This is a genomic window from Burkholderia diffusa (assembly GCF_001718315.1).
GTDB lineage: Bacteria > Pseudomonadota > Gammaproteobacteria > Burkholderiales > Burkholderiaceae > Burkholderia > Burkholderia diffusa_B.
Genome location: NZ_CP013362.1, coordinates 1116282 through 1128950 on the forward strand (window position 1 = coordinate 1116282; position 12669 = coordinate 1128950).

13 protein-coding genes are annotated in these 12669 nt (G+C 66.0%); all 13 read left to right on the forward strand.

Annotation, left to right across the window (positions count from 1 at the left end; translation table 11 throughout):
- Positions 1-40: 40 nt before the first annotated feature.
- Positions 41-640 carry an RNA polymerase sigma factor RpoE gene (rpoE, locus tag WI26_RS05160; RefSeq protein WP_006752490.1) on the forward strand — a complete coding sequence of 200 codons (600 nt, stop codon included), beginning with the start codon at positions 41-43 and terminating at the stop codon, positions 638-640.
- Positions 641-728: 88 nt separating this feature from the next.
- Positions 729-1346 carry a sigma-E factor negative regulatory protein gene (locus WI26_RS05165; RefSeq protein WP_069225359.1) on the forward strand — a complete coding sequence of 206 codons (618 nt, stop codon included), beginning with the start codon at positions 729-731 and terminating at the stop codon, positions 1344-1346.
- Between the two features lie 5 nt (positions 1347-1351).
- Complete coding sequence (locus tag WI26_RS05170) at positions 1352-2404, forward strand: MucB/RseB C-terminal domain-containing protein (RefSeq protein ID WP_069225360.1); 1053 nt, start codon at positions 1352-1354, stop codon at positions 2402-2404.
- A 16-nt stretch (positions 2405-2420) separates the two neighbouring features.
- Positions 2421-3926 (forward strand): DegQ family serine endoprotease, encoded by a 1506-nt coding sequence (locus WI26_RS05175; RefSeq protein ID WP_069225361.1) that lies wholly within the window; start codon positions 2421-2423, stop codon positions 3924-3926.
- Positions 3927-3933: 7 nt separating this feature from the next.
- Positions 3934-4170, forward strand: a complete 237-nt coding sequence (locus WI26_RS05180) for a glutaredoxin family protein (protein ID WP_069225362.1) — start codon at positions 3934-3936, stop codon at positions 4168-4170.
- Positions 4171-4378: 208 nt separating this feature from the next.
- Entirely contained in the window at positions 4379-6172 is a 1794-nt protein-coding gene (lepA, locus tag WI26_RS05185; RefSeq protein WP_069225363.1) for a translation elongation factor 4, read from the forward strand.
- 16 nt (positions 6173-6188) lie between these two features.
- A complete protein-coding gene (gene lepB, locus WI26_RS05190; RefSeq protein ID WP_069225364.1) occupies positions 6189-7082 on the forward strand; it encodes a signal peptidase I in 894 nt (297 codons plus the stop codon).
- A gap of 153 nt (positions 7083-7235) precedes the next feature.
- Complete coding sequence (rnc, locus tag WI26_RS05195) at positions 7236-8492, forward strand: ribonuclease III (RefSeq protein WP_069225365.1); 1257 nt, start codon at positions 7236-7238, stop codon at positions 8490-8492.
- Positions 8493-8552: 60 nt separating this feature from the next.
- Positions 8553-9452, forward strand: coding sequence for a GTPase Era (era, locus tag WI26_RS05200; RefSeq protein WP_041490532.1), 900 nt, complete (start codon positions 8553-8555; stop codon positions 9450-9452).
- A complete protein-coding gene (recO, locus tag WI26_RS05205) occupies positions 9439-10278 on the forward strand; it encodes a DNA repair protein RecO (RefSeq protein ID WP_069225366.1) in 840 nt (279 codons plus the stop codon). Before era ends, recO begins: the two co-directional genes overlap by 14 nt.
- On the forward strand, positions 10275-11051 hold the full coding sequence (gene pdxJ / locus WI26_RS05210) for a pyridoxine 5'-phosphate synthase (RefSeq protein ID WP_059465199.1): 777 nt from the start codon (positions 10275-10277) through the stop codon (positions 11049-11051). Before recO ends, pdxJ begins: the two co-directional genes overlap by 4 nt.
- 69 nt (positions 11052-11120) lie before the next feature.
- The gene (gene acpS, locus WI26_RS05215) at positions 11121-11567 is read left to right on the forward strand and encodes a holo-ACP synthase (protein ID WP_069225367.1); all 447 of its coding nucleotides are present in this window, start codon (positions 11121-11123) and stop codon (positions 11565-11567) included.
- A gap of 16 nt (positions 11568-11583) precedes the next feature.
- The gene (gene nagZ, locus WI26_RS05220; RefSeq protein ID WP_069225368.1) at positions 11584-12612 is read left to right on the forward strand and encodes a beta-N-acetylhexosaminidase; all 1029 of its coding nucleotides are present in this window, start codon (positions 11584-11586) and stop codon (positions 12610-12612) included.
- The last annotated feature ends 57 nt before the right edge of the window (positions 12613-12669 follow it).

The window sequence follows — 12669 nt, forward strand, 5'->3', positions numbered from 1 at the left end:
TAACGCTCCGCGTTGCATCCCTAGTTAACGGATTTGTCAGGTGAGTGAAAAAGAAATCGATCAGGCTCTGGTCGAGCGCGTACAGAAGGGCGACAAGGCAGCGTTCGAACTCCTGGTCTCCAAATACCACCGCAAGATCATTCGGCTGATCTCGCGCCTCGTGCGGGATCCCGCCGAGGTCGAGGATGTGGCCCAGGACGCGTTCATCAAAGCGTATCGTGCGCTGCCGCAATTTCGCGGCGAGTCCGCGTTCTACACGTGGTTGTACCGGATTGCCGTCAATACGGCGAAGAACTACCTTGCGACGCAGGGCCGCCGGGCACCGACCTCCACCGAGGCCGATGCCGAGGAAGCGGAAACTTTCTCCGACGCAGACCAACTAAGGGATATCAACACGCCTGAGTCGATGTTGATGAGCAAGCAGATTGCCGAGACGGTCAACGCTGCAATGGCCGTTCTGCCCGAAGAGCTGCGCCAGGCGATCACGCTGCGCGAGATCGAGGGCCTGAGCTACGAAGAGATCGCGGAAATGATGGATTGTCCGATCGGGACGGTCCGGTCGCGGATCTTCCGGGCGCGCGAGGCAATCGCTGCGAAATTGCGTCCGCTGCTCGATACGCCCGAAGGCAAGCGCTGGTAAGCGCGACGGGCGCAACGACGCGGGTCGGGGTCTAGTTACGGATAGAGTCGTGAAGTCACGACGGGGTGTGTGCAAGATGGGGAGCATCATGGGGTCGGTCAATACGCAGTCGCAGGCGTGCTCGCGCGGCGAGCGCCTTTCCGCTCTGGTCGACGGTGAACCGTTCGACGGCCCGGATCACGGGCAGTTTCTGGCTGAGCTCGACCGCGCGGATCGCGCTACGTGGGCCCATTACCACCTGATCGGCGATGCGCTGCGCTCGGACGAGCTCGCGCTGTCGCCCGCGCTGAGCGTCGCGTTCACCGCGCGCATGTCGGCTGCGCTCGAAAGCGAGCCGCACCTGCTCGCGCCGGCGGCCGCGCCGGTCGCGCGCAAGCTGCTGTCGCTGCGCCGGCGTGTCGTGCCGGCGTTCGCGGTGGCCGCTGCGGCCGCCACGCTGACGTGGATCGTCGTCCCGCAGATGCAGACGGCCGGTGCGCCGGGCGCCGTTCAGGTCGCATCGGCAGGCGCACAGCAGAACGGCAACCTGCAACGCGTGACGGTTGCGCAGGCATCGGCGCAGCCGGGCCTGCAGGACGTCAACATCATCCGCGACGCAAGTCTTGACCAATATCTTGAAGCGCACCAGCAATTCGCTCAGCAGCCCGTCGTCACGGGCTCGATGCCGCTGATCCGCGCTGCCGTGACCACCACGCCAGGCCAATAAACCCGATGCGGACATTGCAGTTGAATCACGCCATCTCCGGATGGAAGCGGCTGCCGGCCCTCCTGCTTTGCGCGGCCGCCCTGTTGTCCGTTCAATCCCTCCCAGCCAGCGCGCAGCAACCGGACGATCCCGTCGCGACCCGCAAGGGTGCGGCCGATTGGCTGGATCGCATCCAGCAGGCCGCGCAGCAGCAGAGCTACGAGGGTACGTTCGTCTACCAGCGCGGCGGCTATGTCCAGTCGTCGCGTATCGCGCATGTGGCGTCCCGCGACGGCGAGTTCGAGCGGATCGAGTCGCTCGACGGCAAGCCGCGCAAGGTTCTGCGGCACAACGACGAGTTGTACACGTTCGTTCCCGAGCGCAAATTGTGCGTGGTCGAGCGCCGCCAGACGCGCGATTCGTTCCCTGCATTGCTCGGCGCGGGCGGCGAGCACGTGATGTCCGTTTATGACGCGAAGCTGCTCGGCAAGGACCGTGTGGCCGGGGTCGACGCGCAAGTGGTCGAACTCGTGCCGAAGGATGCGTACCGGTTCACGTACAAGCTGTGGGCCGACACCCGCACCGGGCTGCTGCTGCGTTCGCAGACGCTCGATGCGAGCGACCACGTGCTCGAGCAGGTCGCGTTCTCGCAAGTGCAGACGGGCGGCACCGCCGGCGACAAAACCGCGATCGCGGCCGGCATGCGCAACCTGAGCGGCTGGACGGTCGTCCGCCCGCCGGTTGCGACGGTCGACATGGAAGCGCAGGGCTGGCAGATCGCACCGACCATCGCCGGGTTCCGGAAGATTCGCGAGGTGCGCCGGCCGATGGCCGCGCGAGATGCCGGCGATCCGCCGATTCCGGTCGATCAGGCAGTCTTTACCGACGGCCTCGCGACGATCTCCGTCTTCATCGAGCCGGCCGAGAAGAACACGCGCAAGGAAGGCGCGGGCAGCACGGGCGCGACCCACGTTCTCGTGAAGCGCCGCGGCGACTACTGGATCACCGTGCTCGGCGAAGTGCCGCCGGCCACGTTGCAGCAGTTCGCGTCTGCCATAGAATACAAGGCTTCCAAGTAACGCTACGGCTTCCGACATGACGAAACTCACGCTGCGCAAAGTGCTCGCGGCGGCGGCGCTGTGTGCCTGCCTGCCGCTCGTCCCGCAAACCGCGGCTGCTGTCACGCCTCCCGCTGCCAGCCTGCCCGACTTCGCCGATCTGGTCGAGAAGGTCGGGCCGGCCGTCGTGAACATCCGGACCACCGCGAACGTGCCGACGCCCGGGCCGCGCGGCGTGCTCCCGCCGGGCTTCGACAACGGCGACATGTCGGAATTCTTCCGGCGCTTCTTCGGCATTCCGCTGCCGCAGGCGCCTGGCAACGGTGGCGGCAACGGTAATGGCAGCCCGAAGAACGCGCCGGCGCCGGACAATCCGCCCGACACCGAGCAGAATCGCGGCGTCGGTTCGGGCTTCATCGTGTCGGCGGATGGCTACGTGATGACCAACGCGCACGTCGTCGACGACGCGGACACCATCTACGTGACGCTGACCGACAAGCGGGAATTCAAGGCCAAACTGGTCGGCGTTGACGACCGCACGGACGTCGCGGTCGTCAAGATTCAGGCGTCGAATCTGCCGGTCGTCGCGATCGGCGATTCGAACAAGGTGCGCGTCGGCGAGTGGGTCGTCGCGATCGGTTCGCCGTTCGGCCTCGACAACACCGTGACGGCCGGCATCGTGAGTTCGAAGAGTCGCAACACGGGCGATTACCTGCCGTTCATCCAGACCGACGTCGCGGTGAACCCCGGTAACTCGGGCGGCCCGCTGATCAACATGCAGGGCGAGGTGATCGGCATCAACTCGCAGATCTACAGCCGAACCGGCGGTTTCATGGGCATTTCGTTCGCGATCCCGATCGACGAGGCGATGCGCGTGGCGGACCAGCTGAAGTCGACCGGCAAGGTCACGCGCGGCCGCATCGCGGTGGCGATCGGCGAGGTGACGAAGGACGTGGCCGACTCGATCGGGCTGCCGAAGGCGGAAGGCGCGCTCGTCAGCAGCGTCGAGCCGGGCGGTCCGGCCGACAAGGCGGGCATCCAGCCGGGCGACATCATCCTGAAGTTCAACGGCCGGTCGGTCGACGCGGCGTCGGATCTGCCGCGCATGGTCGGCGATACCAAGCCGGGCACCAGGGCCATCGTCAGCGTGTGGCGCAAGGGGCAGGCGCGCGATGTGCCGATCACGATCGCCGAGACGCCGACGGAGACGACCGCGAAGGCCGAGCAGCGCAAGAATGTGCCGCAGAAGCCGCGCCAGGCCAATTCACTTGGCTTGACGGTCAGTGACCTTTCGGCGGACCAGATGAAGTCGCTGAAGCTGAAGAACGGCGTGCAGATCGACGGCGTCGACGGTCCGGCAGCCCGTGCCGGCCTGCAGCGCGGCGACATCGTGCTGCGCGTCGGCGACACCGACATCACGAGCGCGAAGCAGTTCGCCGACGTGACCGCGCAGCTCGATCCGCAGAAGGCGGTCGCGGTGCTCGTGCGGCGCGGCGACAACACGCAGTTCGTGCCGGTGCGCCCGCGCCCGATCCAGAAGTAACGCGCCGATGTTCACGCTCTACGGCCGCGGCTGGTGCCACCTGTGCGACGACATGCGCGATGCGCTGGCGCCGGTGGCGGCCGAATTCGGCATTGCCGTCGACTACGTCGATATCGATGCCGATCCGGCACTCGTTGCCCGTTACGACGAGGGCGTGCCGGTACTGTTGCTGGACGGCACGGAAGTGTGCCGCCACCGGTTCGACGAGGCGAGGGTGCGCAGTGCGCTGACGGCGCGGCGCTGAACCTGGCCCCGTCGCCGGCCGCGCCGTCCGTGCGACGCAGCCAGGTGACGAGTCTGCCCGCCAAGGCCTCCGACAGGGCGCCCCGACCGGGCGCCCCAAATTACCGCCCGGCAAAGGCCTTTTCGGCTAAAATAAGCCGTTTTTTCACCGACTTACAAGGCGTGCTCCGCAGTCGTCGAGCGCGCCTTTTTCGCTTGATCGGCACTGAATGGATCATATTCGCAATTTCTCGATCATCGCGCACATCGACCATGGCAAGTCGACGCTCGCGGATCGCATCATCCAGGTATGCGGCGGCCTCGCCGACCGTGAAATGGAAGCGCAGGTGCTCGATTCGATGGATATCGAGCGCGAACGCGGCATCACGATCAAGGCGCAGACGGCAGCACTGTCCTATCGCGCCCGCGACGGCAAGGTCTACAACCTCAACCTGATCGATACGCCGGGGCACGTCGACTTCTCGTACGAAGTCAGCCGTTCGCTGTCCGCGTGCGAAGGCGCGCTGCTCGTGGTCGACGCGAGTCAGGGCGTCGAGGCGCAAACGGTCGCGAACTGCTACACGGCGATCGAGCTCGGCGTCGAGGTCGTGCCGGTGCTGAACAAGATCGACCTGCCGGCCGCGAATCCCGAGAACGCGATCGAGGAGATCGAGGACGTGATCGGCATCGACGCGACCGACGCGACGCGCTGCAGCGCGAAGACCGGTCTCGGCGTCGAGGACGTGCTCGAAGCGCTGATCGCGAAGGTGCCGCCGCCGAAGGGCGATCCGGCCGCGCCGCTGCAGGCGCTGATCATCGACTCGTGGTTCGACAACTACGTCGGCGTCGTGATGCTCGTGCGAATCGTCAACGGCACGCTGCGCCCGAAGGACAAGATCAAGCTGATGGCGACGGGCGCGCAATACCCGGTCGAGCATATCGGCGTGTTCACGCCGAAGTCGCGCAATCTCGAATCGCTGTCGGCCGGGCAGGTGGGCTTCATCATCGCCGGCATCAAGGAGCTGACGGCCGCGAAGGTCGGCGATACCGTCACGCACGCAGCCAAGGCCGCCACCGAGCCGCTGCCGGGCTTCAAGGAAGTGAAGCCGCAGGTGTTCGCGGGCCTCTATCCGGTCGAGGCGAACCAGTACGACGCGCTGCGCGAGTCGCTCGAGAAGCTGAAGCTCAACGACGCGTCGCTGCAGTACGAGCCGGAAGTGTCGCAGGCACTCGGCTTCGGTTTCCGCTGCGGCTTCCTCGGGCTGCTGCACATGGAAATCGTGCAGGAGCGGCTCGAGCGCGAGTTCGACATGGATCTCATCACGACCGCGCCGACGGTCGTCTACGAGGTCGTGCAGAGCGACGGCACCACGATCATGGTCGAGAACCCGGCGAAGATGCCGGAGCCGGCGCGCATCGCGGAAATCCGCGAGCCGATCGTCACCGTGAACCTGTACATGCCGCAGGACTACGTCGGGTCCGTGATCACGCTGTGCGAGCAGAAGCGCGGCTCGCAGATCAACATGCAGTATCACGGCCGCCAGGTGCAGCTCACGTATGAAATCCCGATGGCCGAGATCGTGCTCGACTTCTTCGATCGCCTGAAGTCGGTGTCGCGTGGCTATGCGTCGATGGATTACGAGTTCAAGGAATACCGCACGTCGGACGTGGTGAAGGTCGACATGCTGATCAACGGCGACAAGGTCGATGCGCTGTCGATCATCGTGCACCGCTCGCAGTCGCAGTATCGCGGCCGCGAAGTAGCTGCAAAGATGCGCGAGATCATTCCGCGCCAGATGTACGACGTGGCGATCCAGGCCGCGATCGGCGCGCACATCGTCGCGCGCGAGAACATCAAGGCACTCCGCAAGAACGTGCTCGCGAAGTGCTACGGCGGCGACATCACGCGAAAGAAGAAACTGCTCGAGAAGCAGAAAGAAGGTAAGAAACGCATGAAGCAGGTGGGTTCGGTCGAGATCCCGCAGGAAGCGTTCCTCGCGATCTTGCGTGTCGAAGACAAATAACAGGACTGATCCTTTTATGAATTTTGCGCTGATTCTTTTTGTGCTCGTCGTCGTGACGGGCGTAGCGTGGGTGTTGGACAAACTGGTGTTCCTGCCGCGGCGACGCAAGGCGGCCGACGAGGCGATCGAGGAGTTCGATCGGCAGCAGTCGCGTATCGACAAGCGTTTCGCGGACGAAAACGCGGGGCAGACGCGTTCGAAGCTGCGCGACGAAAAGCTGCGCCAGCCGTGGTGGCTCGAGTACACCGCGAGCTTCTTCCCGGTGATCCTGGCCGTGTTCGTCGTGCGTTCGTTCGTCGTCGAGCCGTTCAAGATCCCGTCGGGCTCGATGGTGCCGACGCTGCTGGTCGGCGACTTCATCCTCGTCAACAAGTTCGAGTATGGCCTGCGCATGCCGATCACGAACACGAAGATCACGCAGGGCAGCCCGCTGTCGCGCGGCGACGTCGTCGTGTTCCGCTATCCGAAGGACGAGTCCGTCGACTACATCAAGCGCGTGATTGGCCTGCCGGGCGACACGATTGCTTACCAGGACAAGCAGCTGACGATAAACGGCCAGCCGGTGCCTGAAACGCCGTTGCCGGATTTCTTCGACGACGAGCGCCAGAACTACGCGAAGCAGTTCGAGGAGACGATCGGCACGAAGAAGAACGCGATCCTCAACAATCCGGCCGTGCCGCCGTTCGTGATGGGCGCCTACGATTATCCGTATCGCGACAACTGCACGTACAACAGCCGCGGCGTGATCTGCAAGGTGCCGCCGGGCCACTACTTCATGATGGGCGACAACCGCGACAACAGCGCGGACAGCCGCTACTGGGGTTTCGTGCCCGACAACAACATCGTCGGCCGCGCGTTCTTCATCTGGATGAACTTCGGCGACCTGAAGCGCATCGGTTCCTTCAACTGATCGCGTTCGACTCGCACGCAATGCGCGACGCACGGGCCGTGTCGCGTATTGCCGAACTACTTTAAGAACCGGCGGTAACACCGCCTCATCACGCCTTTTCGCGTCCGGCCGTGCCGTTTCGGCCCGACCGGCGCCCGCGTTATACTCCTGCACATGCCCCTATCCCAGTTGGAAAGCCGGCTGCGCTATGAATTTCGCAATGCGGAATTGTTGCGCCAGGCTTTGACCCATCGCAGTCACAGTGCCACGCACAACGAACGGCTCGAGTTTCTCGGTGATTCCGTTCTGAATTGCGCGGTGGCCGCCCTTTTGTTTCAGCGATTCAGCAAGCTGGACGAAGGCGACCTGTCGCGCGTGCGCGCCAATCTCGTCAAGCAGCAGTCGCTCTACGAAATCGCTCAGGCCCTGAATATTTCGGAAGGATTGCGGCTGGGCGAGGGCGAATTGCGCAGCGGCGGCTTCCGTCGCCCGTCGATCCTCGCGGACGCGTTCGAAGCCATCATCGGGGCGGTATTCCTCGATGGCGGCTTCGAAGCCGCCCAAGGGGTCATCAAGCGCCTCTATATCCCGATTCTCGACCACATCGACCCGCGCACGCTCGGCAAGGATGCGAAGACGCTGCTGCAGGAGTACCTGCAGGGGCACAAGATCGCGCTGCCGACCTACACGGTCGTCGCGACTCATGGTGCGGCGCACAATCAGCAGTTTGAAGTCGAATGCACGGTGCCGAAGCTCGACGTGAAGGTGTCGGGCTCCGGCGCGAGCCGGCGGGCGGCCGAGCAGGCTGCCGCGAAGAAGGCGCTTGACGAGGTGCTGGCGGCCGCCCCGATGCTGGCCGCGAAGCCGAAGCGTTCGAAGAACGCACGCGGGTCGAAACACGTGGAGCCTGAAATCGTGCCGGGCGTGAAGGGCGTGCAGGAAGCGCTCGACCTGCGTTCGCCGGAACGGAAGGAGCGCGCCGCGGCGCGCGACGCGAAGGCGGCTGCTGCGGCGTCGGCGGCGGCCGACGCCGGCGCACACTCGACCGAGCGGTCGACGCAGGCGCCGATGGCCGCAATTCGTGCCGCGCATGTGGAAACGGCCGCGGACAAGGCCGAGCGGCCCGCGAAGCCGACGGCCGAGAAGGCGCCCGAGAAGCCGTCGGATCGCAACGACGCCGGCTCGCGCGCGGCGGACAAGCCGGCCGATCGCGCCGATAAGCCTGCGGAAGCCGCACTCCGTGCAGCCGACAAGCAGACGGGCCAGACGGCCGATCCGGCCGCGTCCGCCGACAAGCCTGCTGCCGGTTCCGACGCCGCTTCGCGCGCGACATCGCGCGCCCGCGACACAGCGGCGCCGGGCGCCGAGACGCCGCAGGGCGGCGCAAGCCTCGCTGCCGCGCAGGCGCGCGTGGCCGATGCCGACCACTGAATTGCCCATCGATCGTGCCGCGCGCCGCGCGGCCGTTTCCGAACCTGTCTCCCAAACGATATGAACACTCCCGCTCCTACCGGTTTCCGTTGCGGCATGATCGCGATCGTGGGCCGTCCGAACGTCGGCAAGTCGACGTTGATGAACGCACTCGTCGGCCAGAAGATCAGCATCACGTCGCGCAAGGCGCAAACGACCCGCCATCGCATCACCGGCATCAACACGTTCGACGACGCGCAATTCGTGTTCGTCGACACGCCTGGCTTCCAGACTCGTCACAGCACCGCGCTGAACCGCTCGCTGAACCGGGCGGTCACGTCGACGCTCACGTCGGTCGACGTGATCCTGTTCGTGATCGAGGCCGGCCGCTTCGGGCCCGACGACCAGAAGGTGCTCGACCTGATCCCGCCGGGCATGCCGACGCTGCTGATCGCGAACAAGATCGACCGCGTGGCCGACAAGGCGACGCTGTTCCCGTTCATGCAGCAGATGAGCGGGCTGCGCGAATTCACCGAACTCGTGCCGCTGTCGGCACAGCGGCCGGAGGACATCAAGCGTCTGCTGGACACGATCAAGCCGTACCTGCCGGAAGGCGAGCCGATTTACGGCGAGGACGAGCTGACCGACCGCAGCTCGCGCTTCCTCGCGGCCGAAATCCTGCGCGAGAAGGTGTTCCGCTGGACCGGCGACGAACTGCCGTACACGAGCACCGTGCTGATCGACAAGTTCGAGGAGGAAGGGCGCCTGAAGCGTATCTTCGCGACGATCCTCGTCGAGCGCGATTCGCACAAGGCGATGGTGATCGGCAAGAAGGGCGAGAAGCTCAAGCAGATCAGCACCGAGGCGCGGATGGACATGGAGAAACTGTTCGACGGCCCCGTGTACCTCGAGACCTTCGTGAAGGTGAAGAGCGGGTGGGCCGACAACGAGGCGGGGCTGCGCGCCTATGGGTACGAATGACGCGCTGACGTCGACCGAAGACGCGGTGACCGCCGGCGCGAACGACGCGCCGTTGCCGGCACCGCCCGAACCGCCGCGTCGCAAGGCGCGGCGCGCGACGTCTCGCACGTCCGATTTCCGCGTCGCCGAGCAGCCGGCGTTCGTGCTGCACAGCTATCCGTATCGGGAAACGAGCCTGATCATCGACGTGCTCACGCGCGATCACGGCCGCCTCGCACTCGTCGCGAAGGGCGCGAAGCGCCCGCACTCCGCGCTGCGCGGCGTACTGCAGACGTTCCAGCCGCTGCTGCTGTCCTGGTCGGGCAAATCCGAGGTACGCACGCTGACGGGAGCCGAGTGGGTCGGCGGGATGCTGCCGCTCGGCGGTGACGGGCTGCTATGCGGCTTCTACGCGAACGAGCTGCTCGTGAAATTCTGCGCGCGCGAGGATCCGCAGCCGCCGCTCTTCAATCATTACGTACTGACCCTCACGCGCCTCGCGCACGGCGAACCCGCGGTGCAGGTGCTGCGTTCGTTCGAGCGCGTGCTGCTGCGCGAGACCGGCTATGCGATGGCGCTGAACCGCACGGTTGCGCGCCGTGCAGTCGAACCGGATCGCCGCTACGTGTTCGATCCCGAGCGCGGCGTGCGCAATGCGGAAGACGACGTTCCGTCGCACTGGCCGGTGATTACCGGACAAACGTTGCTCGACATGGAGCAGGACGATTACCATCGAGCCCAGACGGTCGCGCAAAGCAAGACGCTGATGCGCTTCCTGCTGAACACTTATCTCGGCGGTACGCCGCTTGCCACGCGTCAGATCCTGATCGACCTGCAAAACCTATGAGTTTCTTCCTGACAACGCCCACCGCCATCGACCTCGGCGTGAACATCGACCATGTCGCGACGCTGCGTAATGCGCGCGGCACGACCTATCCCGATCCGATCCGCGCGGCGCTCGCCGCCGAAGAGGCCGGTGCGGACGCGATCACGCTGCATCTGCGCGAGGACCGCCGCCACATCGTCGACGCCGACGTGCGCAAGCTGCGCCCGCTGCTGAAGACGCGGATGAACCTCGAATGCGCGGTGACGGCCGAGATGCTCGACATTGCATGCGAAGTGCGTCCGCACGACGCGTGCCTCGTGCCGGAGAAGCGCGAAGAGCTGACGACCGAAGGCGGTCTCGACGTTGCCGGCCGCTTCGAGGCCGTGCGTGCGGCATGCACCCAGCTCGCCGCCGCCGGCGTGCGCGTGTCGCTGTTCATCGATCCGGACGAGACGCAGATTCGCGCCGCGCACGAAGCCGGCGCGCCGGTGGTCGAGCTGCACACCGGACGCTATGCCGATGCGCACGACGAGGCCGAGCAGCAGCGCGAATACGAGCGCATCGTCGCGGGCGTGCAGGCCGGTGCGCAACTGGGCCTCAAGGTCAACGCCGGCCACGGCCTGCATTACACGAACGTGCAGCAGATCGCCGCGATCGACGGCATCGTCGAACTGAACATCGGCCACGCGATCGTCGCGCACGCGATCTTCGCCGGCTGGGACAACGCGGTGCGCGAGATGAAGGCGATCATGGTCGCCGCACGGGTCGCCGCGCTGCACGGCGGCGCGCGCTGACGATGCGTTGCATGCGCGCGTGCTTCGCTTGCTGCCCGGCATTGTCAGCGCGTCACGGCGGGCGGTGAGATGGCGATCTACGGCATCGGCACCGACATCGTCCAGGTGAGCCGCATCGCGGCCGTGCTCAAGCGCACGGGCGGCCGGTTCGCCGAGAAGGTGCTCGGCCCCGACGAACTGCGCGTGTTCCATGCGCGCCGTGCGCGCTCGGAGGCGCGCGGCATCGCGTTTCTTGCGACGCGCTTTTCCGCGAAGGAAGCGTTCTCGAAGGCGATCGGGCTCGGCATGCACTGGCCGATGACATGGCGTGCGCTGCAGACCCTCAACCAGCGCAGCGGCGAACCGTACGTCGTCGCGTCGGGCGAGCTGGCCGATTGGCTTGCGGCGCGCGGCATCACGGCGCGCGTGACGGTCAGCGACGAACGCGACTACGCGGTATCGTTCGTGGTCGCCGAGACCGACGCCGCGCCGTCGCCGGCATCTGCACCGGCATCTGTTTCCCGAACCACTCCCTGACGGATTTTCCGATTCGATGAAAACGACTCCCGGCCCGGTCATGCTCGACGTCGTCGGCACGGCCCTGTCGCGCGATGACGCGCGGCGCCTCGCGCATCCGAACACCGGCGGCGTGATCCTGTTCGCGCGGCATTTCCAGAACCGCGCGCAACTGAGCGCGCTGACCGATTCGATCCGCGCAGTGCGCGAAGACATCCTGATCGCCGTCGATCACGAGGGCGGCCGCGTGCAGCGGTTCCGCACCGACGGTTTCACCGTGCTGCCGGCGATGCGCCGCCTCGGCGAGCTGTGGGATCGCGACGTGCTGCTCGCGACGAAGGTCGCGACCGCGGTCGGCTACATCCTGGCCGCCGAATTGCGCGCATGCGGGATCGACATGAGCTTCACGCCGGTGCTCGATCTCGACTACGGGCACTCGAAGGTGATCGGCGATCGCGCGTTCCATCGCGACCCGCGCGTCGTCACGTTGCTTGCGAAGAGCCTGAATCACGGGCTGTCGCTCGCGGGCATGGCGAACTGCGGCAAGCATTTTCCCGGGCACGGCTTCGCGGAAGCCGATTCGCACGTCGCGCTGCCGACCGACGACCGGCCCCTCGATGCGATCCTCAAACAGGATGTCGCCCCGTACGACTGGCTCGGCCTGTCGCTGTCCGCGGTGATCCCCGCGCACGTGATCTACACGCAGGTCGACAAGCGGCCCGCAGGCTTCTCGCACGTGTGGCTGCAGGACATCCTGCGCGGGCAGCTCGGCTTCACGGGCGCGATCTTCAGCGACGACCTGTCGATGGAGGCGGCACGCGAAGGCGGCACGCTCACGCAGGCGGCCGACGCGGCGCTCGCCGCCGGCTGCGACATGGTGCTCGTGTGCAACCAGCCGGACGCGGCCGAGGACGTGCTGAACGGGCTGAAGGCACAGGCGTCGGCCGAGTCGGTGCGGCGCATCAAGCGGATGCGGGCACGCGGCAAGCCGCTCAAGTGGGACAAGCTGATCGCGCAACCCGAGTATCTGCAGGCGCAGGCGCTGCTGAGCAGCGCGCTGGCGTAAGCGAAGAAGGGCGGCCTTGCGGTCGCCTTCCCGGTTGCCGAAAGCAAAAAGCCGCGC

What these genes read in the sequence shown, in the direction of transcription:
- WI26_RS05165 (WP_069225359.1), top strand. Translation starts at nt 729, where the DNA reads ATGGGGTCGGTCAATACGCAGTCGCAGGCGTGCTCGCGCGGCGAGCGC.
- WI26_RS05170 (WP_069225360.1), top strand. Translation starts at nt 1,352, where the DNA reads ATGCGGACATTGCAGTTGAATCACGCCATCTCCGGATGGAAGCGGCTG.
- WI26_RS05175 (WP_069225361.1), top strand. Translation starts at nt 2,421, where the DNA reads ATGACGAAACTCACGCTGCGCAAAGTGCTCGCGGCGGCGGCGCTGTGT.
- WI26_RS05180 (WP_069225362.1), top strand. Translation starts at nt 3,934, where the DNA reads ATGTTCACGCTCTACGGCCGCGGCTGGTGCCACCTGTGCGACGACATG.
- lepA (WP_069225363.1), top strand. Translation starts at nt 4,379, where the DNA reads ATGGATCATATTCGCAATTTCTCGATCATCGCGCACATCGACCATGGC.
- lepB (WP_069225364.1), top strand. Translation starts at nt 6,189, where the DNA reads ATGAATTTTGCGCTGATTCTTTTTGTGCTCGTCGTCGTGACGGGCGTA.
- rnc (WP_069225365.1), top strand. Translation starts at nt 7,236, where the DNA reads ATGCCCCTATCCCAGTTGGAAAGCCGGCTGCGCTATGAATTTCGCAAT.
- era (WP_041490532.1), top strand. Translation starts at nt 8,553, where the DNA reads ATGAACACTCCCGCTCCTACCGGTTTCCGTTGCGGCATGATCGCGATC.
- recO (WP_069225366.1), top strand. Translation starts at nt 9,439, where the DNA reads ATGGGTACGAATGACGCGCTGACGTCGACCGAAGACGCGGTGACCGCC.
- pdxJ (WP_059465199.1), top strand. Translation starts at nt 10,275, where the DNA reads ATGAGTTTCTTCCTGACAACGCCCACCGCCATCGACCTCGGCGTGAAC.
- acpS (WP_069225367.1), top strand. Translation starts at nt 11,121, where the DNA reads ATGGCGATCTACGGCATCGGCACCGACATCGTCCAGGTGAGCCGCATC.
- nagZ (WP_069225368.1), top strand. Translation starts at nt 11,584, where the DNA reads ATGAAAACGACTCCCGGCCCGGTCATGCTCGACGTCGTCGGCACGGCC.